Origin of the sequence: Alcaligenes sp. Me129 (assembly GCF_050487245.1) — a bacterium.
Classification (GTDB): Bacteria; Pseudomonadota; Gammaproteobacteria; order Burkholderiales; family Burkholderiaceae_B; genus Alcaligenes; species Alcaligenes phenolicus.
The window spans coordinates 319,402-342,212 of sequence record NZ_JBKQGX010000002.1 but is presented as its reverse complement, the minus strand read 5'-3'; the positions used below and the strand labels follow the sequence as shown (position 1 = coordinate 342,212).

Here is a 22,811-nt window from a genome sequence, read left to right as displayed (position 1 = left end):
AATAACGAATCCAAAATTGTAAACTCTCGCTTGTGAAATCTGATCTAAAACTCTATCGCTCTCTGCCGCGGCGCAACAGCACGGCCCGCAGCGCTGTCACCATTGGCAATTTTGACGGGGTCCATCTGGGCCATCAGGCCATCTTGCATCGCGTCAATGAAATGGCGCGTCAGCAGGACCTGAGCTCCTGTGTAATGACCTTTACGCCCCACCCGCGCGCCTTTTTTGCGCAACGCGGCCAACGGCCCGAACTGATCCCCACGCAGATCAGCGGCCTGCGTGACAAGGTCGAAGCCCTGCATCAATGCGGCATTGAACAAATTTATCTGGCCCGCTTCAATCAGGCCATGGCCGATATGTCGGCAGCCACCTTTATTGACGAGATTCTGGTCCAGGGTCTGAACACTGGCTGGCTGCTGGTGGGCGAGGATTTCCGCTACGGCCACAAACGGGCCGGCGACATTGAAATGTTGCGCGAAGCGGGCAAGCGCCATGGCTTTAGCGTCGAGACTCTGCACGATGTGGCCGATGCCGATGGCCGCCGCATCTCCAGCTCGGAAGTGCGCACCGCCCTGGCCGTGGGCCAGCTGGACCGCGCCCGTGCCCTGCTGGGCAAACCCTTTCATATTAGTGGTCATGTCATTCATGGCCAGAAACTGGGCCGGGACATTGGCTACCCGACCCTGAACGTGCGTGTTCCCGAACACTGTGCCGCCCGCTCCGGCGTGTACGTGGTCCGGGTGCACGGACTGACCGGACAGGCTCTGCCCGGCATTGCCTCCTTGGGGGTACGCCCAACCGTCATAGACCAGGGACGGCTGCTGTTAGAGGTGCATTTACTGGACCAACGCCTGGATGCTTACGGTAAACTTGCCCGTATAGAATTTCTGGAATTTGTCAGGGACGAGGAAAAATTCCCGGACCTCATCACAATGATCGCCGCCATCGACAACGATGCACAACGCGCTCGCGACTACTTTGCTTCAAATGGACTATAAAAACTCTCTCAATTTGCCCGACACTCCCTTTCCCATGCGTGGTGACCTCGCCAAACGTGAGCCGGGCTGGATTAGCCAGTGGGAAGAAAACAAAGTCTATGCAGCAATTCGGCAAGCCAGTGCCGGTCGTCCCAAATTTATTTTGCACGACGGCCCTCCCTATGCGAACGGCGACATTCACATTGGCCACGCGGTCAACAAAGTTCTGAAAGACATCATCGTCAAAAGCCGCAATATGGCGGGCTTTGACGCGCAATACGTGCCCGGCTGGGACTGCCACGGCATGCCCATTGAAGTTCAGATCGAAAAGAAATACGGCAAGAACCTGCCTGTGGCTGAAGTTCAGGCCAAGGCGCGCGCCTACGCGCTGGAACAGATCGACAGCCAGCGCAAGGACTTCAAGCGCCTGGGCGTGCTGGCCGACTGGGAGAACCCTTACCTGACCATGAATTTCAGTAACGAAGCCGACGAGCTGCGCGTACTGTCCAAGATCATGCAAAAGGGTTTCGTGTTCCGTGGCCTGAAGCCCGTGAACTGGTGTTTTGACTGTGGTTCCGCCCTGGCAGAAGCCGAGGTTGAGTACGCCGATCGCACCGACCCGTCCGTGCACGTGGCCTTCCCCTTCGCGCAAAAAGACAAGCTGGCCGCTGCCTTTGGCGTGGACAGCGTGGACGATGGCGCCATCGTTATCTGGACCACCACCCCCTGGACCATCCCTGCCAACCAGGCACTGAACGTACACCCTGAAATCAGCTACGCCCTGGTCAAGCTGGACAGCCCACGCGCCACCGGCTCCATGCTGATCGTGGCCGAAGAGCTGGTGAAGTCCTGCCTGGAGCAATGGGGTCTGAGCGGCCAGGTCGTGGCCACCGCTACCGGCGAAGCCCTGAACCTGATCGAATTCAACCACCCTCTGGCTCACGTGGACGCAGGCTACCAACGCCGCTCCCCCGTGTACCTGGGCGACTATGTCACCCTGGACAGCGGTACGGGCGTGGTGCACTCGGCCCCGGCCTACGGTATTGAAGACTTTATCTCCTGCAAAGCCCACGGCATGAAGGACGACGACATGCTCACGCCCGTGATGGGCAATGGGCATTACGCCGAGAATCTGCCCCTGTTTGGCGGCCAGATGATCTGGAAGGCCAATCCGCAAATTGTGGGAGCCTTGCAGAACGCCGGCACCTTGCTGAAAACCGAACAGCACCCGCACAGCTACATGCACTGCTGGCGTCACAAGACGCCCATCATCTACCGTGCCACCAGCCAGTGGTTTGCCGGTATGGATAAGGAAAACAGCAGCGGCCGTACCCTGCGTGAAATGGCGCTGGAAGCCATTGATAACACCGAGTTCTACCCCTCCTGGGGTCGTGCCCGCCTGCATGCCATGATCGCCAACCGCCCGGACTGGACTTTGTCGCGTCAGCGCCAATGGGGTGTGCCCATGGCTTTCTTTGTGCACAAGGAAACGGGTGAACTGCACCCCCGCACGCCCGAGCTGATGGAACAAGTAGCCGAGCGTATCGAAAAGAGCGGTATAGAAGCCTGGCAAAACCTGGACCCACGCGACCTGCTCGGTGACGAAGCCGATCTGTACGAGAAAAACCGCGACACGCTGGACGTGTGGTTTGACTCGGGCACCACACACGCTACCGTGCTGGGCGGCAAGGATCACACCACCCACGGCTCGCACGCTGACAAGCTGCAATGGCCTGCCGACCTGTACCTGGAAGGCTCGGACCAACACCGTGGCTGGTTCCACTCGTCCTTGCTGACGGGCTGCATGCTGTATGGCCGCGCACCCTACAAAGCCCTGCTGACCCACGGTTTCGTGGTGGACGGCAATGGCCGCAAGATGAGCAAATCGCTGGGCAACATCATCAAGCCGCAAGAAATTGCCGACAAGATGGGTGCCGAGATCATGCGCCTGTGGGCCGCCTCTACCGATTACTCGGGCGAGTTGTCCATCTCCGACGAAATTCTGAAGCGTGTTGTGGAAGGCTACCGCCGTATCCGCAATACCTTGAAGTTCCTGCTGGGTAACCTGGCCGACTTCGATGTCACCCAACATGCTGTGCCTGTTGATCAACTGACCGAAATCGACCGCTATGCTCTGCAAATGACCGCCGACATGCAGGCCGAGTTGCTGGAGAACTACAAGCGCTACGAGTTCCACCCCATCGTGGCTCGCTTGCAGACCTTCTGCTCCGAAGACCTGGGCGCGTTCTATCTGGATATTCTGAAAGACCGTCTGTACACCACGGCTAAAGATGGCCAGCCACGTCGCTCGGCTCAAACCGCGCTGTATCACCTGACACAGACCCTGCTTAAGCTGATGGCTCCTATCCTGTCTTTCACGGCAGAAGAAGCCTGGCGCGACATGCACGGCGGTTCAGTTCCTAGCGGCACCATCTTCACCGAACTGTTCCATGTCCTGCCCGAGCAAGGCGAACAATCGGCACTGAGCAGCAAGTGGCAACGCCTGCGCGCCATCCGTGCCGACGTGATGCGCCGCATTGAAGATGTACGTAGCACCGGCGCCATCGGTTCCTCCCTGGCGGCCGAGATCGACATCTATGCCAACGGTCAGGATCTGGAATTCCTGCAATCTCTGGGCGAAGATCTGCGCTTCATGCTGATCGTCTCTCGTGCCGATGTGCATGCGGGCGAAGGCGATTTGCGCATCGACGTTACCCCTACCGAACAGGCCAAGTGCGAGCGTTGCTGGCACCACCGCCCTGACGTAGGCCAGAGCGCCGAGCACCCCACCCTGTGTGGTCGTTGCGAGGACAATCTGTTTGGCGAAGGCGAAGTGCGTCACCATGCCTGATAAGGACATGGCCCCTTCTCCCGGCCAGGCCCGACTGCCCTCGCGGCAGTTCTGGGCCTGGATTGGTCTGGCCGCCTTTATTGTCGGCTTGGACCAATGGACCAAACAGTATTTCGACAGCAACCTGTTCTATCAGGAACGTTGGAATATCCTGCCCTTTTTTGATTTCACCCTGCTCTACAACCCCGGCGCGGCGTTCAGCTTTCTGGCCGGTGGTCAGGGTTGGCAGCGCTGGTTCTTTGTCGGCATCGCAGCCGTTGCCACGGTATTTATCGTGACCATGCTGCGCCGCTCGGCCAAACAACCCTTGTTTTGCCTGTCGCTTAGCCTGATTCTGGGCGGTGCCATCGGCAACGTGGTGGATCGCCTGATGCACGGGCACGTGGTAGATTTTCTGCTGTTCTACTGGAATCAATCCTACTTTCCGGCCTTCAATATTGCCGACGTCGCCATCAGCTGCGGCGCTGCCCTGTTGGTGCTGGACGAGTTCATGCGCATGCGCCGCAACAAACGACAGCGCTCCTGAGTCTGTAAGGATCATGTCCTATGCTTAGCAATAAAAAACTGGTGTTTGGCATCACCGGCGGCATCGCTGCTTATAAAACCGCCGAACTCTTGCGTCGCAGCCAGGACCTGGGTGCCCGGATTGATGTCGTCATGACCGAATCGGCCACGCGCTTCATCAGCCCGGTCACCTTTCAGGCCTTGTCGGGCCGTACCGTCTACACCGATTTGTGGGATGCGCGTGTTCCTAACAATATGGCCCACATCCAGCTTAGCCGGGATGCGGACGCCATCTTGATCGCCCCCGCCAGCACCAACTTCATGGCCAAGCTGGCCCACGGTCTGGCCGACGACTTGCTCAGCACCCTTTGTGTAGCGCGTGGGCACTGCCCCCTGCTGATCGCCCCAGCCATGAACCGAGAAATGTGGCTGCACCCGGCCACCCAGCGCAATGTCGAACAACTGCGCCGTGACGGTGTGCACATTCTTGGCCCCGGCAGTGGCGACCAGGCCTGTGGTGAAACCGGCGATGGCCGCATGCTGGAACCTGCCCAATTGCTGGCAGAGCTCACGTCCTTCTTTCAGCCCAAGCTGTTGGCGGGCAAACGCGTCCTGATCACCGCTGGCCCAACCAGCGAGCCGATTGACCCAGTGCGCGTCATCAGCAACCGTTCCTCCGGCAAGATGGGTTACGCCATTGCACGTGCGGCTCAAGAAGCCGGTGCACAAGTGACTCTGGTCTCCGGCCCCGTTGCACTGGAAACGCCCTACCAGGTACGTCGCATCAACGTAGAAACCGCCCGTCAGATGCACGCCACCGTCATGTCCCAGGTGGATGATGCTGATATCTTCATCAGCGTTGCAGCGGTAGCGGACTGGTACGTCAGCAATGCCAGCGACATCAAGATCAAGAAGACGTCCGAACAAGCCACGCCGGACCTGCAATTCAGCCCCAACCCCGACATTCTGGCCGAGGTTGCCGCACTGACGAACGGTCCTTTCTGTGTAGGCTTTGCCGCCGAGACAGACAACTTGGTCGAGCACGCCCAAGCCAAACGTCAACGCAAGAACGTACCCTTGCTGGTCGCCAACCTGGCCCAGCGCGCCATGAACGCCGACGACACCGAACTGGTGCTGTTTGACGAGCAAGGCCATATGCAATGGCCCGCCCAGGATAAACTGCTGGCCGCACGCCAGCTGATGCAAAACATCGCCCAGCGGCTTTAATCCCTTTTCTCTTTTATGATGACGGGCAGCGCTAAAGCAGGTGCGCTGCCTCTTTTTTTCAGGATACCGTCTATGCATCGCCGTATTGAAGCTCGCATCGTCAATGACTTGTTGGGCACGAGCATCGAAGCCCCCAGCTACGCCACGGATGGCTCCGCCGCCATGGACCTGCGCGCCTGCCTGAGCGAAGCCGTTACCCTGCCCGCTGGCGGCCGTACTCTGGTTAAAACCGGCTTGGCCATCAATATGATGGACCCTGGCCTGGTCGCCATCGTCGCCTCGCGTTCGGGCCTGTCCCTGAAACACGGTGTGCGTGTTGCCCAAGGCATTGGCGTGATTGATGCCGACTACCACGGCGAGATTGGCGTGATTCTGGCCAATGACAGCGATCAGGATTACGTGATCCAGCCCGGCGAACGTATCGCCCAGCTGATGTTCCAGCCAGTGGTGCAAGTAGCGCTGCAGTTTGTGAACGAGTTCTCTACCGAGACCGAGCGCGGTACAGGTGGTTTTGGTAGCACGGGCAAGAACTAAGCATTAAAGCTAGGGAAAGATGCGATGCAAAATGCCTTGGTGCAGCAGGTATCGCTCCTTCCTTAGTCCTGACACTTTGCTTTAAAAGCGTACTAGCGCCACGACTCAGACTTACCCAGGCCAATTTCGGATTTCAATGCCCTCTCCCAAAAAAGGTAATTCCAACACTGAATTACCCACTTCAAACAAAACGGCGGCTCAGCTCCACCCACGCAACCGCCATCAGGGCCGTTACGACTTTGATGCTCTCATCGAAGAAACGCCCGAACTGGCTGCTTTCGTTTTTGTGAATCCCTACGGTGATCAAAGCATCAACTTCGCTGATCCGAATGCCGTCAAAACCCTGAACCGTGCTCTTCTGAAGAGTTTTTACGGCATAGCGCGTTGGGATATTCCTGCCGATTACCTCTGCCCCCCTATTCCGGGCCGGGCCGATTACGTGCACTACCTGGCCGATTTACTGGCCAACAGCAATAAGGGGAGCATTCCCCGTGGTGAGGCAGTACGCGTCCTTGATATTGGCGTAGGCGCAAATGCGATCTACCCATTGATCGGCCATACCGAATATGGCTGGCAGTTTCTAGGGTCCGACATAGACGCTGATGCGCTGACTTCTGCACGAAGCATTATTCACGCGAACCCGGGCTTATCGGCTGCAATCAAATTGCGCCAGCAAAAATCACCCAGACATATTTTCAAGGGCCTGTTAGGCGCGAATGATTACTTTGACCTGACGCTCTGCAACCCGCCCTTCCATTCATCGCAGGAAGAGGCAGTAAGCGGTAGTCAACGTAAATGGCGTGGTTTGGGTAAGGCCGCGCCCAAGCAGAATGCTCCCGTGCTGAACTTTGGTGGACAGAATACGGAACTCTGGTACGAAGGCGGCGAGGCGCTTTTCATCCGCCGCATGATAGAAGAAAGTGTGACCGTAGGCGGGCAAGTGCTTTGGTTCAGCACCTTGGTGTCCAAAGCATCGAACGTACCCGGAGTGTTGAATGCCTTGAAAAAGGCCAAAGCGGTTAAGGTCAAAACCGTAGAAATGACGCAGGGACAAAAACAAAGCCGCTTTGTCGCCTGGACTTTTCTGGACGCTGCAGCACAAGAGGCGTGGCGCAACGAACGCTGGAAATAGGTTCGTATCAAGTGGGGATGCTCGATACGCTGATGGCATTAGCTGCAATCAGCTACCCACGCTAAGACCCACGACTCCTGAACCTTTCACCCAACAACTACGCCCAGAAAACACCGGCCCTAGCGCGCAAACGGATCAATCGTCGGATCACTATTCCAGACATACTCAGTCCAATGCGCGATGCTTTCGGCTTGGTCACGGTTATAGAGCTTCTCGACCAGGGCCAACGCCATATCCGTCCCCGCTGACACACCCGAGGATGTGACGTACTTGCCATCAAACACCCAGCGGGCCTGCTTTTGCCAAAGCACATCTCCATCCTGAGCCACCGCAAAATCAAACGCCAGCTTGTTAGACGTAGCCCGACGTTGCTTCAGAACACCCGCCTTGGCTAATAAAGCCGCCCCCGTACACACCGACACCGTCCACTGCGTTGCCTTGTCCTGCTTTTGAATGAAAGCCAGCATGGCAGGGTTATTAATTTCACTACGCGTTCCCATGCCTCCGGGAACCATCAGAATGTCGAACTGCGGGGCCGTCTCGAAACTATAAGCGGCCTGTGTCTCTATCCCTTGAGACGAACGCACCAGCCCACCCTGCTGAGACACCATGACCATCTCGTAATCCGGCATCCCACCCCACATTTCGACAGGCCCGAACACATCGAGGGTTTCAAACTGATCAAATAGCACAATACCGATTTGTTTTTTTGTTGTGTTCTCTGCTGCGCTGGTGGATGTAGCCGATGCTGCCGTACCGCTCATGATGTGCCCCTTCATGGTTGAAACTTAATAACTTAGATCGTAGCTCGTACTAAACCACCATCAATAGATAAATTCTGACCCACGATAAAACCTGCGGCCTCACTGCACAAGAAGGCACATGCAGCACCAAACTCAGTAGGCGTTCCAGCTCACCCTGCTGGTACTGAGGCAATCAACGCCTCTGCCACAGGACCCAACTCCCGCAAGCGATCCGTCATGATGGTGCCGGGCAACAAGTTATTAATCGCCACGTTATGCTGGGCTACTTCGCGAGACACACTGGCAACGAAACCAGTCAAGGCCATGCGGCAGCGGTAGATAACTCAAGGTTGGTCACTGGCTAACGAACGGAAACTGAAGTGATGTTAACGACGCGGCCAAAGCGGCGGCTCACCATGCCTGGCAACGCAGCCTGGATTAGCTCTACCGCTACCAGGAAATTTTGCTCCAGCGCGGATTGCCAGTGCTTGGTCTCCAACTGAGCAAAAGGCATAGACGGAGGCCCGCCGGCGTTGGTCACCATAATGTCGATATCCGAGCACGCGGCAGCTACGGCTTGTCTACCGGCTACCTGAGAAAGATCGGCGGCTATCCATTTAGCTGCGGCACCGGTAGAGGCTTCAATCTGTTTGGCGGCTTCTTGTAACTTGTGTTCGCTGCGCGATACTAGAGTGACCTGTACGCCTTCAGCGGCTAGCGCCTGAGCACAAGCCAAGCCTAAACCACTCGACGCTCCACAGATCAAGGCACGTCGTTCGGCAATTCCTAAATCCATTTTTTATTCTCCTGGGCGGGCCTGTACAACGGAGTCGGTCACATAGGAATGCACTCTGAGCCCGCTGCCTTTTCGGACTGCACAAGCTAGCTTTATCTACATAGTTACCTGTCGGCTACATTCTATAGTTGTATGATAAAGGTTTGCAGCTTCCCACAGTCCGCTCAAAACCCCTAACTGCTATTCGCACCGCATAAACCTACTAACTAGTAGCTATCTCTACAAAAAACAAAATATTGTCCAATGCTACTGAAGCATCAGATTACTCTCCTTAAGGGCCTTTAGAACCTCTATGCAATTACTGACATTTTTAAAAAAATAGGAACGATCCAATTTTCTATTTATTCGATGTAGAGACACATTTCTTTTTTTTAGTTACTATTCTGTCTACTTGCGGCCATCAGCTATCATTTGATCATCGGTCGTAGCATTACTCCCAACAACTTTTTCTATCAAAATTTTAGGTTTGTCTAAGACAGTTTGCCTGTAATTGCTCACTTTAAAAATTAGAGATAGATTCATTTTTATAAGAACAACGAAAATTTTTCGTTGTTGTATAAATCCAGTTATTGCCAGACCACTTGCTGTGCGCATAGATATCAATTAGAATACTCTTAGACTTGTGGCCGAATATGGTAAGGCACTGTGGAGCAATCCACGGGTTCCCGGTTCGATTCCGGGCAGGTAAAGAGCATTTGAAAAGACAGTGTTTTTTACCTGCATGGAACGACATGGATAGAAAGCAGCAACTTGAAGTATTTCAAGCCCAAACAAAGAACCTAAGAGTTCTCGAACAGGGTTGGAAGCACATTAAACGCGGAATTCACCGCGATCTCCTAGCAAACAACAAGACATCTGTTGAGCTACAGACAAAGGTCTTGGCTCTAATTTATTGCGCGTGGTCTGAAGCTGCATTTTCCAAACTAATCCACACGCCACATTGCTTTGAACTAGACGAAATTCGTCAGATCAAGGCGGCTGGGAAGCATGGCAGCATCGTTACCGCATGGGAAAAATGCGTTGCACTTGCACTGCGGAAAATTCAATCGAGAAATGGAAACTACGTTCCAAACGTAAGACAAGAGCTCAACCGCTTTATAAAAACCTACATTGAAACGCCGAGCCAGATTCGCAACAAAGTGGCACACGGCCAGTGGCAAGTTGCGCTTAACAGCAAGAACACAGAACAGAACCCTAGCTTAACTGTTTCGCTTGCAAACCTGGATTTGGTAAAACTCGATCTTCTAAAGCAGGGTTGCGAAGGTCTGTGTCTCATCGTAGAAGCGTTAGTAGAGTCTCCAGAAAAAGCATTTCATCGCGACTACTGGACTCTTTTGTGCCAAGTTAAGGAGCAACTGACCATGGCTTCCCAATTTACACTTGCTCAAAAAACACAGTTGCTTATGAAAAAGCGAGGATTGGCGGGAGACATAACACTACGCTCAACCAAACTTGTGCAAAAAGCAGCGTAGGCCGATTAACTCCGCATTATCAAATGACCGCAAGGGGCCAAAGCAGACACCGGTACATTAATCTGAGCTACTTAATAACATTCAGCACAAAAAAAGCCAATCAACCCAAAGCTGATTGGCTTTTTATCCAAACTTGAATCCTACCTACGCCGCAAAATCCTCTTCCCCCAAATAAGCCGCCCTCACCTTCGGATCATGCAGCAACTGCGCAGCCGGGCCTTCCAGGATAATCCGCCCTGACTCCATCACATAGCCTCGATCTCCCAGCTCTAGCGCCAAGCGCGCATTCTGCTCGATCAACAAAATCGTTACACCCTCTTTAGCAATCGTCTGGATCAGCTCAAAAATCCGTTCGACCATAATCGGCGCCAAGCCCATTGAAGGCTCATCCAGCAGCAACAATGAAGGCCGGGAAATCATCGCCCGTCCCATTGCCACCATCTGCTGTTCCCCACCAGACAAAGTCCCTGCCGATTGCTTCTTACGCTCAGCCAGTCGCGGGAACAGGGTATAGATACGCTCGATATCCTGGCGGACTTCGTGGTGGTCCTTGCGGGTATACGCCCCCATGGCCAGGTTTTCTTCAATCGTCAGTTGCGGAAAAATCCCCCGCCCTTCCGGCACCATGACCACACCACGACGTACCAGCTGGTGCGATGGAAGGCCGACGATGCTTTCGCCTTGATGTTCGATCTGCCCTGCAGCGGCGGGCACCAGACCTGTGATGGCTCGCAACGTGGTGCTTTTACCGGCGCCGTTCGCACCGATCAGACAAACCAGTTCGCCCTTGCCCACTCGCAGATCCAGGTCGCGTACCGCCCGGATGCCGCCATAAGCTACATCCAGACCCCGAATATCCAGCATCAACGGTTCTGTGCTCATGCCTTTTCCTCTTCAACGGTAATGCCCAGCTCTTTGGCTGCACCTGCGCCCAGATAGGCTTCGATCACGCGTGGGTTATGTTGGACTTCGGCGGGTTTGCCTTCGGCCAGGACTTTGCCGTATTCCAGCACCAGAACTCGATCACACAGGCCCATGACCAGCTTCATGTCGTGTTCGATCAGCAGGACGGTAATGCCGTCGCCACGGATTTTTTCTATCAGCTGGCGCAGGACTACTGTCTCAGATGGGTTCATACCGGCAGCGGGTTCGTCCAGAGCCAAGAGCATAGGATCGGTTGCCAATGCACGGGCGATTTCCAGGCGACGCTGGTCACCGTAAGACAAGGACCGAGCAATCTCATTAGCGTGCTGGGCAATGCCTACGTAATCCAGCAGCTCGTAGGCTCGGGCCTCGATCTGTTCTTCTTCCTGACGGGTAGCGCGGTTACGCAGCACCGCCCCCAGCACGCCAGCACGGGTGCGGACGTGGCGGCCGATCATGACGTTTTCCAGGGCAGACAGGCTGCCGAACAAGCGGATGTTCTGGAAGGTACGCGCAAAGCCGGATTCAGCGATTTGATGGGGTTTGCAATCAGTCAGGTTGCGACCGGCGAAGGTGCAGCGGCCCGACTCGGGGATGTACAAGCCTGTCATCACGTTGAACAGCGTGGTTTTACCGGCACCGTTCGGGCCGATCAGACCGTAGATATCGCCCTTGCGAATGCTGAAGCTGACTTCAGACAAGGCCTGCAAACCGCCAAAGCGTTTGGACAAGCCTTCTGCCTGCAACAGCACCTCGCCGTCTTTTACTTGTTGGTTCATGCTCAGACTCATGCTTGCACCTGCTTCATTTTGCGTTCACGACGGCGCACTGCAGAGGGCCACAGGCCTTCTGGGCGATAGATCATGACCAAGACCAGGGCAAAGCCGAACAAGAGCATACGGATGCCGTCCGGGTCCAGAATCACGTCGCCGAACACGCTTTGCTGCAGAGGTACGACGACGGAGCGCAGCAGTTCGGGGAAGACAGATAGCAGCAAGGCACCCACAATCACACCGGGGATATGGCCCATGCCACCCAGCACCACCATGCACAGCACGGAAATGGACTCGGTCAGGCTGAAACTCTCCGGGCTAACGAAGCCTTGCATGGAGGCAAACAAGCCACCGGCCACGCCACCAAACGTTGCACCCATGGCAAAGGCCAGCAGTTTGACGTTACGGGTATTGATCCCCATGGCCTTGGCGGCGATTTCATCTTCGCGGATCGCTTCCCAGGCACGGCCAATGCGGGAGTGCTGCAGACGCACGCAGATGAACACAATCAGCAGCGTGATCAGCAGGAGCAGGTAATAGTATTTTTCTGGCCCGGTTATCCGTATGCCAAAGAGGGTCTCCGCCTTGCCGAAGATGAAATCACCAATCTTGAAGGTATCGACCCGGTTGATCCCTTGTGGGCCGTTGGTGATGTTGACCGGCGCATCCAGGTTGTTCATGAAGATACGGATAATTTCACCGAAACCCAGGGTCACAATGGCCAGGTAGTCGCCCCGCAAGCGCAGAACCGGGAAGCCCAGCAGCACACCAAATACGGCGGCCAAAGCAATACCGGCTGGCAGCACCATCCAGAACGGTAGGTGCAGGCCAAAATGCGGCGATGCCAGCATGGCCCAGACGTACGCCCCTACCGCATAGAAAGCGATATAGCCCAAGTCCAGCAGACCAGCAAAACCCACCACGATATTCAGGCCCAGGGCCAGCATCACGTACAGCAAGGCAAAGTTCAGGGTGCGGATCCAGCTTTGTCCCGCCATGCCCAGCACGAAGGGCAGAATAGCCAGCACCACACCAATCAGCAGCGCACCGACCCAGACTTTAGCGGGCGTTGCGGGGCGCTGTTTGGAGCCAGCGCCACTTAATGTTTGATTCAGACTCATGCGCGATCTCCCACACGTTCACCCAACAGGCCCGAGGGACGGAAAATCAGCACCAAGATCAGCACGATAAAAGAGAACACATCCTGATAGTTACTGCCAAAGACCCCATTGGTCAGGTCGCCGATGTAGCCTGCGCCCAAAGCTTCGATCAAGCCCAGCAGCAAGCCACCCAGCATGGCGCCACCCAAATTACCAATGCCACCCAGAACGGCGGCGGTAAAGGCTTTCAGGCCCAGCATGAAGCCCATCGTGTATTGGGCGACGCCGTAGTAAGTCACGATCATCACGCCTGCGACGGCAGCCAGAGCCGAGCCGATCACAAAGGCAGCGGAGATCACGGTATTGATGTTCACGCCCATCAAGCCAGCTACTTCGCGGTTCTGGGCGGTTGCACGCATGGCGGTGCCCAGACGGGTGCGGTGCACCAGCACCATCAGTCCGGACATGATCGCAGCGGCACCACCGATAATCAGAATTTGCAGCAAGCTGATGCGCGCGTCGCCCAGCTGGAACACCATGGGTTCAATAATGTGCGGGAAGCTCAGGTAATTGCGCCCCCAGATCATCATGGCCAGGTTCTGCACAATAAAAGACACACCAATGGCGGTAATCAAGGCGGCGAGACGAGGCGCACGACGCAAGGGACGATACGCATAACGCTCGGCAGTCCAGCCTATGCCCATGCAGACGGGGATAGCGGCCAAGAGGGCCAGCCCCACCATCAACCAGGCGGACAGGCCTGCCGGGTCCGCGCCGACCAGCGATAACACCACTGTCGTGGCCAGCATCGCCCCAACCATGACTACATCACCATGCGCAAAATTAATCAGGCCAATAATTCCATACACCATGGTGTAGCCCAGCGCCACCAAGGCGTAGACACTGCCCACGGTCAGGCCATTTATTAGTTGTTGTATCAGGATTTCCATAGATTGGGACTCGTGGTCATTGCTCCCTGCCCCGGCGCACGGCGATAGAACAGGGAGCGTGGGCCTGCCAAACACAGGCCACGGTAAAGATGAGCCCCGAAGGGCTCAAACTGCAGGATCAGAGACGCTTAGTTAGCCTGGCTGACCATGGTTTTAACCATCGTCCACTTGCCATCTTTAACTTCGTAGATGGTGACGGCGATTTCTTTCAGGTCGCCGTTCTGGTCGTAGGCAATGTTGCTGCTGGTGGCGCCGTTGCGTTTCAATGCGGCCAGTTTGGGCAGGTAGTCTTCTGCTTTGGAAGAACCGGCTTCCTTCATGGCGGTGATCATGTTCCAGGCGCCGTCGTAGGCATACGGAGCGTAAACACCGGGTTCCGCCTTGAAGCGTGCCTGGTAGTCCTTGGCAAACTTCTCGCCAGCCGCCATGGTGGACAGAGGAACACCTGCCAGGGAGGCGTAGGTGCCGTCAGCGGCTGCACCGGCCAGACGCAGGAAGGTGTCGCTGCGTGTCATTTCACCCGACACCAGCGGAGCCTTGATGTCCAGTGTCTGCATCTGACGCTTCATTGGACCGGACTGCGCATCCAGACCACCGAAGAAGATGGCATCAGGCTGCTTGGACTTGATATTGGTCAGAATGGAGGTGAAGTCATTGGCTTTGTCCGTGGTGTATTCACGGGCCACAATCTGACCACCTGCTTTTTCTACCGCACGGGCAACCTGGTCAGTCAGACCTTGGCCGTAAGCAGTACGGTCGTCGATCAAGGCTACTTTCTTGGCAGCCAGATCCTTGACGATGAACTGACCCACAGCGGCACCTTGCTGGGTGTCGCTGGTCATCATGCGGAAGGTGTTGTCGTAACCTTGCTGGGTGTACTCAGGCGAGGTTGCCATGGCGATCTGGGGGATGCCCGCGTCGTTGTACACACGCGAAGCAGGAATCGTGGTGCCCGAGTTGAAGTGGCCCAATACGCCATCAACACCGTCATCCACAATTTGCTGAGCCACCTGAACCGCCGTACGCGGGTCAGCCTGGTCATCCTTGGCCACCAGTTCAAAACGGGCGGTTGCGCCATCAATTTCAATTTTCTGGGCATTGGCCTCTTCCAGCGCCAGCACCAGACCATTGCGCATGTCTTCACCGTAGTGAGCCTGCGGGCCGGTCAAGGGGGCGGAAAAGCCCAGCTTGATTACCTTGTCAGCGGCAAAAGCAGGACTCGCTGCCAATGCACCAAAAACCGCGGTCGAAACCAAGGCCAATTTAAAGCTCGTGATGGACTGCATATTGTTCTCCTTCGTTTTTTAATATAGCCGCGCTACATGTCGGCCCGTGCCGTGAGAATGAACGCAGGGCCGCCGCTCCAGGTGAAATGTGCGACCAAACGTGTGCATAGAAATGGGTGCCATCTGATGTCAACCGACCATCATCAAACTGGCATTGCCCCCAGCTGCCGCTGTATTGGTACTGACCGAGACTTCGCGCAACAAACGCTCGACGAGGTAAGTCGCGCCCCCCTCCAATTCCTGCGTCAACAGCCCTTGAACCCCAACAATGGGGCCACGGCGTTCAGCCACTTGTCCCAATACTTGCCGGAGTTCGTCGCTGTCGCCTTCAAACAAAACAGCATCATAATCTGCCTCACCCAAATCGGACATGGCAATTTGCTCGGCAGGCGCGTCCTGCCAGCCACCCAGACCCAAACGGTCCAGCAAGATGGCCTGATTGCCGCTGCGTGCGCAGGCCTCGCGCTGAGCTTGCCAGCCGTGCACGCTGACAGGCATGCACAGAACGCGACCTCGTGGGTGCAACTGATAAATATTGGACTCACCTGTCGGACCAGGCAAGACCGCGCCCTGCTCCTGCCAAGCTTGCAAAGGCAGGTTCTGCGGGCAACGGCTAAGCAGTCGGCGCAGGTACAAGGGGCCGCCTGCTTTGGGGCCTGTACCCGATAAGCCCTCACCACCGAAAGGCTGTACGCCCACCACCGCGCCCACCATATTGCGATTCACATAGACGTTGCCGGCGTGAATGCGGGAAACGACACGCTCCACGGTTTCATCCAGACGGGTGTGAACGCCAAAGGTCAGTCCGTAACCACGTTCGTTGATCTGATTGATCAGGCTGTCCAGCTCGCTACGCTTGAAACGCATCACGTGCAGAACGGGACCGAAAATTTCGCGTTCCAGATCCTTGACCTGCTCGATCTCGATAATGGTCGGCAAGACAAAGGTACCTGTCAGGCTGCGGCTTTGTTCACTTTGCGTGATACGGAAACCAGCCTCGCGCATGGCGCTGATGTGCTCTTCGATACCGGAGCGGGCTTCTTCATCAATCACCGGACCTACATCCGTGCTGAGCAGGTCGGGATTGCCCACGCTCAGCTCCTGCATGGCACCGTTGAGCATGTTCAGCACACGCTCGGCCACATCTTCCTGAATGCACAGCAGCCGCAAGGCGGAACAACGCTGACCGGCCGAGTCGAAAGCAGAATTCAGCACATCAAACACCACCTGCTCAGGCAAGGCTGAGCTGTCGACCACCATGGCGTTCAAGCCACCGGTTTCTGCAATCAGCGGGACGGCCTGACCGTCTGCCGTCAGGCGTTTAGCCAATTGACGATTCAAGCCCATGGCAACGGCGGTCGAGCCGGTAAACATCACAGCATTAACCTTCTCACTGGCCGCCAACGGCGCGCCCACGGATGGGCCATCACCAGGCAGGAGCTGCAAGGCACCGGGAGCAATCCCTGCCTTGTGCAGCAGCTCGACAGCGGCCGCCGCAATCAGGCAGGTTTGTTCAGCAGGCTTGGCCAGGACGACGTTGCCTGCAGCCAGAGCCGCCGAGACCTGACCCAGGAAAATAGCCAAGGGGAAGTTCCAGGGGCTGATACACAGCACCACACCGACGGGACGATATTCGTCATTATCAAAGTCGCGCAGAACCTGTCCGGCGTAGTAACGCAGGAAGTCCACGGCTTCACGCACTTCGGCAATCGCATTCGCATAGGACTTGCCGGCCTCACGCACCAGCAGGCCCATCAAGTCCTGCATATTGTCTTCCAGCAGTTGGGCGGCTTGCTGCAGGGCGGCGGCGCGTTCTTCTACCGGCGTGGCCTGCCAGATTGGTGCATAGTGGCTGGCGGCGTCCAAAGCCTGCTCCACATCCTGTGCCGTGGCAAACATGACCTGCCCCACTACATCCTGATGATTAGCTGGATTACGCACAATCGTTGCCTTGGACTCGTCCCAGACCGGATTGCCCTGCCCCAGGATAGGCTGAGCCTGACGTGGCAAGGCAGCGGTTTGCATCAAGGTAGCGGCCAAAGAACCCAGGCGGTGCTCGTTGCTTAAATCCAGGCCAGCCGAGTTCAAGCGCTGCTCCGCATCCCAGTACAACTGGCGCGGCAACGGAATCTTGTCATGTGGTCGACCCAAGGGTTGCAGGCTCAGGGCCTGAGCCACGGGGTCGGCAATCAGCTGCTCCATGTTCACATCTGCATCGCCAATCTGATTCACGAAAGAGGTGTTGGCACCGTTTTCCAGGAGACGACGCACCAGATACGCCAGCAAGGTTTCGTGAGAACCAACGGGTGCATAGATACGGCAAGGACGGTTCAGCTTGCCGTCCTTGATCGGGCCGACTACCTCGTCGTACAGGTCCTCGCCCATGCCGTGCAGGCACTGGAACTCATATTGGCCGGTGTAGTAGTTCTGGCCAGCCATCACATAAATAGCAGCCAGGGTTTGCGCATTGTGTGTCGCAAACTGCGGGTAGACGGCTTCTGGGGCCTGCAAAAGCTTGCGAGCGCAAGCCAGGTAAGACACGTCCGTGTGCACCTTGCGGGTGTAGACGGGGTAGTCTTCCAGGCCATCAACCTGAGCACGTTTGATCTCCGAATCCCAGTAGGCGCCTTTCACCAGGCGCAGCATCAAGCGGTGACCGCTGCGGCGGGCCAGATCAATCAGATAATCAATAACAAAAGGCGCGCGCTTTTGATAAGCCTGCACCACAAAGCCAATGCCGTTCCAACCTGCCAAAGACAGGTCAAAGCACAGCTTGTCCAGCAGATCCAGGGACACTTCCAGGCGGTCTGCTTCTTCGGCGTCAATATTCAAGCCCACATCATAGTGATGCGCTAATTGTGCCAAGGACAACAAGCGCGGGAACAACTCCCGCATGACGCGATCACGCTGGGAACGGCTGTAGCGTGGATGCAGCGCGGACAGCTTGATGGAAATGCCGGGGCCTTCGTAAATCCCACGACCCTGGCTGGCACGACCGATCGCGTGGATGGCCTGCTCGTAAGCCTGGTAGTAGCGCTGGGCGTCTTCCGCTGTCGTCGCGGCCTCGCCTAACATGTCGTAGGAATAACGGAAGCCCAGCTCTTCAAACTTGCGGCTATTGGCCAGTGCCGAGGCAATGGTTTGGCCAGTCACGAACTGTTCGCCCATCATGCGCATGGCAACGTCCACGCCTTTGCGGATCAAGGGCTCGCCGCCCTTGCCGATCATGCGGGTCAAGGCGGAGGACAAATTCTTTTCACTATTTACACTGACCAGGCGCCCCGTCAGCATCAGGCCCCAGGTGGCGGCATTCACAAATAGCGAGGGGGACTCGCCCATGTGTGCACGCCAGTCGCCGTGGCTGATTTTGTCGCGAATCAAGGCATCGCGTGTCGCGCGGTCAGGGATACGCAACAAGGCCTCGGCCAGACACATCAGGGCAACGCCTTCCTGGCTGGACAAGGAGAATTCCTGGATCAAGCCTTCTACGCCGCCGCCACGGCGCTTGGCGCGCAAGGCTTTAACCAGACGAGCGGCCAACTCCTGGGCACGCGCACTTTGAGAAGAACGCGCTGCACTTAACAGCAAGGGCAGACAGTCGGTTTCTGGACGGCGGTAGGCGGCGGTAATGGCAGCGCGCAACACACTTTGCGGTTGCACATCCTGCGCAAAGCCGTAAAACGGGATGGAAGGCATGAGTACACCTTCTTCGGCGGCTTCGGAATCACCCCCGCTTAGCAGCGCTAATTCGCTGGGCAACACACCGCGCTCGATTCCTTCGATATAGGACAGCAAGGCCTGCTTATGCAGCCAATGCGGGGTGCACTGCAACTGATCCGCCGCACGCCGCAGGCGCTCGCGCAGTTCTATATCGACTTTAATCCCTAAGGTTGTGCTCGCCATGCTTCTTATCCCGGTTACGCTTTGTTGACTGCGATAAGCCGAAATAATACTGACGGTTAACCTAAATTCGTATTCAGGTTAACCCGCACAGAAAAAAGTTAACCAAAAGGGTTAACTGACGCAGAGCATGGCTTTGCTCAGGTTAACCGGGACAGGTTTACCTTGCATTTGTGCAGCCAGTGCGTCCGCCCAGCGCTGCTGCAATTGACGATGCGCCTGCACCAGCTCTGGCACAGAGGACGCAGGCTCGGAGTCCAGCCAGCGGCATTGCTGGACCTTCCCCTCAAAGCCAACTGGCGTCAGTGTCCAGCTCAACTCCAAGGTAGCGCGTTCGCCATAGACAGATTCGAAGCGCTGTACCAGCACATCGATCTGCCACAGCGGTGTTTTCGGAGCAGCGCTGGCCAACTGGGGAACGCCCAGGCGATCCTGCAAACCAGACGCCAAAGCCAGGGACATTTCATCAGGTAAAGGTGAGGCCCACTGGCTATCGTTGAGCAGGTTGACCTGCCCGCCCGCTGTCTGCGTCAGTACAAAGGAGCGGCGATCCAATTGAGCAGGCACATCCATGCGTCGCAGCTGAAAGCCCTTCCACACTTGCGTGGAAGGAGCCGCAGCCGCCGGAGCGGCATTGGACGCTTGCAAGGTGTAGTAAGTGGGCGTGGTCGAGGCGCAAGCCGTCAGCAAACCGGCGAACGCCACGGGAATCAGAAAACGAGACATCATGGCGCAGGCTCCGGCAGCACGTCAGGGGAACGACCTCGCAGGACCGCCGAGGGCTGGCTTTGCAAGGTATCGCTTAAATCACGCAGGGATCGCAAGGAGCGTTTCAGCTCGCTCAGGGTTTGATCCACAGAGGTATTGAAGGAAGAATCCGAATCCAGCATGGCGCCCAGTTTCTGAACAGCGGCATCCATGGACTTGAGAGCGCCATTGAGCTGCGGCACCGTCGTCTTGTCCAGTTGCTTGAGCACCTGCCCCAGCTCCGTGAGCCCGCTTTGCAGATTCTTGCCGATCTGATCGAACGGGATAGCAGCAATCTTGGTAACGATGTCGCTGACCTGTTCCTGCAAACGGTCGAAGTCGCCCGCAATGACGGGCACCACCAATGGCTTGGCGTTTTCATCGAAGTCCGCTTCAGGCGCTTTGTCGAAGAACTCCAGGGCAATGTACTGCTGGCCCGTAATCAGGCTGGCAGGACGCAATTGACCACGCAGACCACGCTCAACCATCGGTTTGAACAAGGCGCTCATTGGATCTTTCTCGTCCGGTCTAGCCTCCACCACCCGCTCGTACAGGCGGCCAAAACGCTGCGGATAGATACGTGCCTTCACCAGGGCAAAGAAGCGCTTACGCTCAAAATCAAACTCCAGATCCACATCGTAGACCTGCCCCAGCTCCAGGCCCCGGAACTCCACCTTGGACCCCGGCACCAGGCCACGCACGGACTGATGGAAATGGAAGCGCAATTCAACCGCGGGACCATCCGGCTCAGCCATCGCGCGCTCTTGTGTGGGGAACAGTTCGTATTGCGAATCGGCCTGAGCAACATCCGTAGGCTCGCCTTCCATCTGATCAAAGGCCAGACCTCCTGCCAAGGCAGAGACCAAGGAATGCGTACGCACATTAAAGCCGGTGGAATCCAGCGACATATTGACGCCGCTGACGTTCCAGAAGCGCGAGCCCTGCGTCACGAATTTGTCGTTAGGAGCATCGACAAACACCTGCACACGCACGCCATTACCTTCTTCGTTCAGCTCATAACTGCTGACTTGCCCAACCTGTATACCCTTGTAGTACAAGGGCGAACCCAGATCCAGCGAGCCCAATTCGGGCGCAGTCAACACGTAACGCTTACCGGCACGGCCACTGGTTACTTCCGGCGGACTTTCCAGGCCCACAAAGTCCAGTTGCTCGCCTTTTTTATTCACTTCAAAAGGCGCGTCCACACCGATATAAACACCCGACAACAAGGTGCCCAGACCGGAGACCCCGCTTAAGCCCAAACGCGGGCGCACCACCCAGAAACGCGTGTCTTTTTGGGTAATGAACTCGGAGCCATCACGCTCGAGCTGCGCCGTGACCAAAACCCCTTTTCGATCCGGAGACACCTGAATGTCCGAAATCGTACCCACATCCACTTCGCGATAACGTAGCTTGGTTTGATCCACGGCCAAACCCTCGGCTGAGTCAAAGCTGATCGTGATACGCGGTCCGGTCAACATCCAGTTTCGCAGCACCAAAGACGCCCCCACCACGGCGGCGGCTATGGGCAAAATCCAGATCCAGGAGAATCGGGATCGCTTGGCAGGAATCAGTCTAGGCTGCGCGGGCTCGGTCTGACCGTCAGGCTGATTAGTTGTAGGATCGTGCACCTTGTTTCCTTCAGGAAGTCGCCTGTGAGGCAGGCGGAGAGGGCGTAGTTTGCGGTTCTATTATTGGTTCTTCGTGGGTATCCTGGTCCCAGCCTTGGCGAGGGTCGTAGCTAAGCGCGGCCAGCATGGTCAAAACCACCACCATGCCAAAGCTCAAGGCCCCCGCTCCAGGAATAATCTGCGACAAGCCTGGGAAGTTGGCCAGTGCTGCCATCAGAACCACCACGAATACGTCCAGCATGGACCATTGCCCAATCAGCTCGACCATGTCGTAAATGCGATTGCGTTGACGCTGTACAGCATTGCCACGCCAACGACGCCCCAACAAAAGAATCATCAAAGCCAGGAGTTTGGTGATGGGGACCACAATACTGGCAATGAACACAATCAATGCCAAGTCCCAGGAACCCAGTTGCCAGAGTTCAATGACCCCACCCAGAATCGTATGCGCGCTACTGCCTAAAATGCTGCGCAGCTCCATGACAGGCAGGACATTGGCGGGAATATAGAACACGCAGGCCGTCAACACCAGAGCGGCCACTCGTGTGCGGCTATTGGGCTTGCGTTTATGCACAGTTGCACCACAACGATCACAGTCCGGTTTCTGACTGGACTGCACGAAGCCACAGTGGGTACAGGCACTCCAGGTTGGATACTCTTTCAAGACCTGCCGGGTCGAAACCGGCACCAGATCACGATCCTCTGCCCAGCGCCACAAGCGCCCCGCCGTAATACGGCTCAAGCCGGTCAGCAGGAAGGTCAGAGCAAAAAAGGCGTACAGACCTGGCGCAATCGTCAAATGCCCGATCCCGGCAAATTTCACCATGGCCACAATCAAGCCCAGGAACAGCACAGCCGTCATGGACCAATGCTCCAGATGGCTCAAGGCCCGCAGCCCAATACCGAAATCGCCCGGCAAGGGTTTCTCTCGGGCAATCAGGCCCAAGGCCCAGAACTGGAAAATCAGTTGAAACAGCGGCAGCCAGAATCCCACCAACCCCGCCATGACGGACAAGCCCCAATACCCCTGCTGCCAGATCAGCAACAGGGCTTTGGGAAACGTGGGCGACACTGTTTTACCCGCCATGCTCAAATAGACAACGGGAAACAGATTGGCAATCAGAAAAAGAATAAAAACCGCCAAGACCAGCGCTTGCCATTCACGTGGTGAAAAGCGGCTGTGGCGGTAAAGTTCAGTATCGCAACGCACACAACGAGCGAGCCCCGCTCCTTGAACGGGGACTCGCTCGTGTACGGTGTCACA

General features: G+C 56.4%; 17 protein-coding genes and 1 pseudogene. 7 read left to right on the top strand and 11 right to left on the bottom strand.

Annotated elements, in window-relative coordinates:
• Positions 1 to 32: 32 nt before the first annotated feature.
• The 6 genes from ACLPGZ_RS03630 to rlmF all read left to right on the top strand — a co-directional run bounded on the left by ACLPGZ_RS03630 (position 33) and on the right by rlmF (position 7,225).
• A complete protein-coding gene (locus ACLPGZ_RS03630) occupies positions 33 to 998 on the top strand; it encodes a bifunctional riboflavin kinase/FAD synthetase (RefSeq protein ID WP_009455719.1) in 966 nt (321 codons plus the stop codon).
• Positions 988 to 3,828, top strand: a complete 2,841-nt coding sequence (ileS, locus tag ACLPGZ_RS03625; RefSeq protein WP_239055468.1) for an isoleucine--tRNA ligase — start codon at positions 988 to 990, stop codon at positions 3,826 to 3,828. Before ACLPGZ_RS03630 ends, ileS begins: the two co-directional genes overlap by 11 nt.
• The gene (lspA, locus tag ACLPGZ_RS03620) at positions 3,821 to 4,354 is read left to right on the top strand and encodes a signal peptidase II (RefSeq protein WP_035268158.1); all 534 of its coding nucleotides are present in this window, start codon (positions 3,821 to 3,823) and stop codon (positions 4,352 to 4,354) included. The genes ileS and lspA overlap by 8 nt, the downstream gene beginning before the upstream one ends.
• 20 nt (positions 4,355 to 4,374) lie before the next feature.
• Complete coding sequence (gene coaBC / locus ACLPGZ_RS03615; protein WP_239055467.1) at positions 4,375 to 5,559, top strand: bifunctional phosphopantothenoylcysteine decarboxylase/phosphopantothenate--cysteine ligase CoaBC; 1,185 nt, start codon at positions 4,375 to 4,377, stop codon at positions 5,557 to 5,559.
• Between the two features lie 72 nt (positions 5,560 to 5,631).
• Positions 5,632 to 6,093 (top strand): dUTP diphosphatase, encoded by a 462-nt coding sequence (gene dut / locus ACLPGZ_RS03610; RefSeq protein WP_035268160.1) that lies wholly within the window; start codon positions 5,632 to 5,634, stop codon positions 6,091 to 6,093.
• Positions 6,094 to 6,229: 136 nt separating this feature from the next.
• Positions 6,230 to 7,225 carry a 23S rRNA (adenine(1618)-N(6))-methyltransferase RlmF gene (gene rlmF, locus ACLPGZ_RS03605; RefSeq protein ID WP_239055466.1) on the top strand — a complete coding sequence of 332 codons (996 nt, stop codon included), beginning with the start codon at positions 6,230 to 6,232 and terminating at the stop codon, positions 7,223 to 7,225.
• A 119-nt stretch (positions 7,226 to 7,344) separates the two neighbouring features.
• Here rlmF and ACLPGZ_RS03600 read toward each other — a convergent pair whose 3' ends face one another.
• Positions 7,345 to 7,989, bottom strand: coding sequence for a DJ-1/PfpI family protein (locus ACLPGZ_RS03600; RefSeq protein ID WP_239055465.1), 645 nt, complete (start codon positions 7,987 to 7,989; stop codon positions 7,345 to 7,347).
• A gap of 32 nt (positions 7,990 to 8,021) precedes the next feature.
• A pseudogene (locus ACLPGZ_RS03595) lies at positions 8,022 to 8,764 on the bottom strand (SDR family oxidoreductase).
• A 731-nt stretch (positions 8,765 to 9,495) separates the two neighbouring features.
• Here ACLPGZ_RS03595 and ACLPGZ_RS03590 point away from each other — a divergent pair.
• Complete coding sequence (locus ACLPGZ_RS03590) at positions 9,496 to 10,236, top strand: hypothetical protein (protein ID WP_239055464.1); 741 nt, start codon at positions 9,496 to 9,498, stop codon at positions 10,234 to 10,236.
• Positions 10,237 to 10,380: 144 nt separating this feature from the next.
• Here ACLPGZ_RS03590 and ACLPGZ_RS03585 read toward each other — a convergent pair whose 3' ends face one another.
• The 9 genes from ACLPGZ_RS03585 to ACLPGZ_RS03545 all read right to left on the bottom strand — a co-directional run bounded on the left by ACLPGZ_RS03585 (position 10,381) and on the right by ACLPGZ_RS03545 (position 22,757).
• Positions 10,381 to 11,118, bottom strand: coding sequence for an ABC transporter ATP-binding protein (locus ACLPGZ_RS03585; protein ID WP_239055463.1), 738 nt, complete (start codon positions 11,116 to 11,118; stop codon positions 10,381 to 10,383).
• Positions 11,115 to 11,951 (bottom strand): ABC transporter ATP-binding protein, encoded by an 837-nt coding sequence (locus tag ACLPGZ_RS03580; protein WP_009455710.1) that lies wholly within the window; start codon positions 11,949 to 11,951, stop codon positions 11,115 to 11,117. Before ACLPGZ_RS03580 ends, ACLPGZ_RS03585 begins: the two co-directional genes overlap by 4 nt.
• Entirely contained in the window at positions 11,948 to 13,054 is a 1,107-nt protein-coding gene (locus ACLPGZ_RS03575; RefSeq protein ID WP_021446748.1) for an ABC transporter permease subunit, read from the bottom strand. Before ACLPGZ_RS03575 ends, ACLPGZ_RS03580 begins: the two co-directional genes overlap by 4 nt.
• Positions 13,051 to 13,983 (bottom strand): branched-chain amino acid ABC transporter permease, encoded by a 933-nt coding sequence (locus ACLPGZ_RS03570; protein WP_021446749.1) that lies wholly within the window; start codon positions 13,981 to 13,983, stop codon positions 13,051 to 13,053. The genes ACLPGZ_RS03575 and ACLPGZ_RS03570 overlap by 4 nt, the downstream gene beginning before the upstream one ends.
• 128 nt (positions 13,984 to 14,111) lie before the next feature.
• A complete protein-coding gene (locus ACLPGZ_RS03565; protein WP_035268173.1) occupies positions 14,112 to 15,269 on the bottom strand; it encodes a branched-chain amino acid ABC transporter substrate-binding protein in 1,158 nt (385 codons plus the stop codon).
• Between the two features lie 129 nt (positions 15,270 to 15,398).
• Positions 15,399 to 19,172 (bottom strand): trifunctional transcriptional regulator/proline dehydrogenase/L-glutamate gamma-semialdehyde dehydrogenase, encoded by a 3,774-nt coding sequence (gene putA, locus ACLPGZ_RS03560; protein WP_429640986.1) that lies wholly within the window; start codon positions 19,170 to 19,172, stop codon positions 15,399 to 15,401.
• 111 nt (positions 19,173 to 19,283) lie between these two features.
• Positions 19,284 to 19,898 (bottom strand): PqiC family protein, encoded by a 615-nt coding sequence (locus ACLPGZ_RS03555; RefSeq protein ID WP_009455706.1) that lies wholly within the window; start codon positions 19,896 to 19,898, stop codon positions 19,284 to 19,286.
• Positions 19,895 to 21,547 carry a PqiB family protein gene (locus ACLPGZ_RS03550; RefSeq protein WP_060185999.1) on the bottom strand — a complete coding sequence of 551 codons (1,653 nt, stop codon included), beginning with the start codon at positions 21,545 to 21,547 and terminating at the stop codon, positions 19,895 to 19,897. The genes ACLPGZ_RS03555 and ACLPGZ_RS03550 overlap by 4 nt, the downstream gene beginning before the upstream one ends.
• Positions 21,548 to 21,557: 10 nt before the next feature.
• A complete protein-coding gene (locus tag ACLPGZ_RS03545) occupies positions 21,558 to 22,757 on the bottom strand; it encodes a paraquat-inducible protein A (protein ID WP_115635107.1) in 1,200 nt (399 codons plus the stop codon).
• Positions 22,758 to 22,811: the final 54 nt, after the last annotated feature.

Coding starts and splice junctions, on each gene's coding strand:
- ACLPGZ_RS03590 (WP_239055464.1), top strand. CDS start 9,496: ATGGATAGAAAGCAGCAACTTGAAGTATTTCAAGCCCAAACAAAGAAC.
- dut (WP_035268160.1), top strand. CDS start 5,632: ATGCATCGCCGTATTGAAGCTCGCATCGTCAATGACTTGTTGGGCACG.
- coaBC (WP_239055467.1), top strand. CDS start 4,375: ATGCTTAGCAATAAAAAACTGGTGTTTGGCATCACCGGCGGCATCGCT.
- lspA (WP_035268158.1), top strand. CDS start 3,821: ATGCCTGATAAGGACATGGCCCCTTCTCCCGGCCAGGCCCGACTGCCC.
- putA (WP_429640986.1), bottom strand. CDS start 19,172: ATGGCGAGCACAACCTTAGGGATTAAAGTCGATATAGAACTGCGCGAG.
- ACLPGZ_RS03585 (WP_239055463.1), bottom strand. CDS start 11,118: ATGAGCACAGAACCGTTGATGCTGGATATTCGGGGTCTGGATGTAGCT.
- ACLPGZ_RS03570 (WP_021446749.1), bottom strand. CDS start 13,983: ATGGAAATCCTGATACAACAACTAATAAATGGCCTGACCGTGGGCAGT.
- ACLPGZ_RS03555 (WP_009455706.1), bottom strand. CDS start 19,898: ATGATGTCTCGTTTTCTGATTCCCGTGGCGTTCGCCGGTTTGCTGACG.
- ACLPGZ_RS03575 (WP_021446748.1), bottom strand. CDS start 13,054: ATGAGTCTGAATCAAACATTAAGTGGCGCTGGCTCCAAACAGCGCCCC.
- rlmF (WP_239055466.1), top strand. CDS start 6,230: ATGCCCTCTCCCAAAAAAGGTAATTCCAACACTGAATTACCCACTTCA.
- ACLPGZ_RS03565 (WP_035268173.1), bottom strand. CDS start 15,269: ATGCAGTCCATCACGAGCTTTAAATTGGCCTTGGTTTCGACCGCGGTT.
- ileS (WP_239055468.1), top strand. CDS start 988: ATGGACTATAAAAACTCTCTCAATTTGCCCGACACTCCCTTTCCCATG.
- ACLPGZ_RS03580 (WP_009455710.1), bottom strand. CDS start 11,951: ATGAGTCTGAGCATGAACCAACAAGTAAAAGACGGCGAGGTGCTGTTG.
- ACLPGZ_RS03600 (WP_239055465.1), bottom strand. CDS start 7,989: ATGAGCGGTACGGCAGCATCGGCTACATCCACCAGCGCAGCAGAGAAC.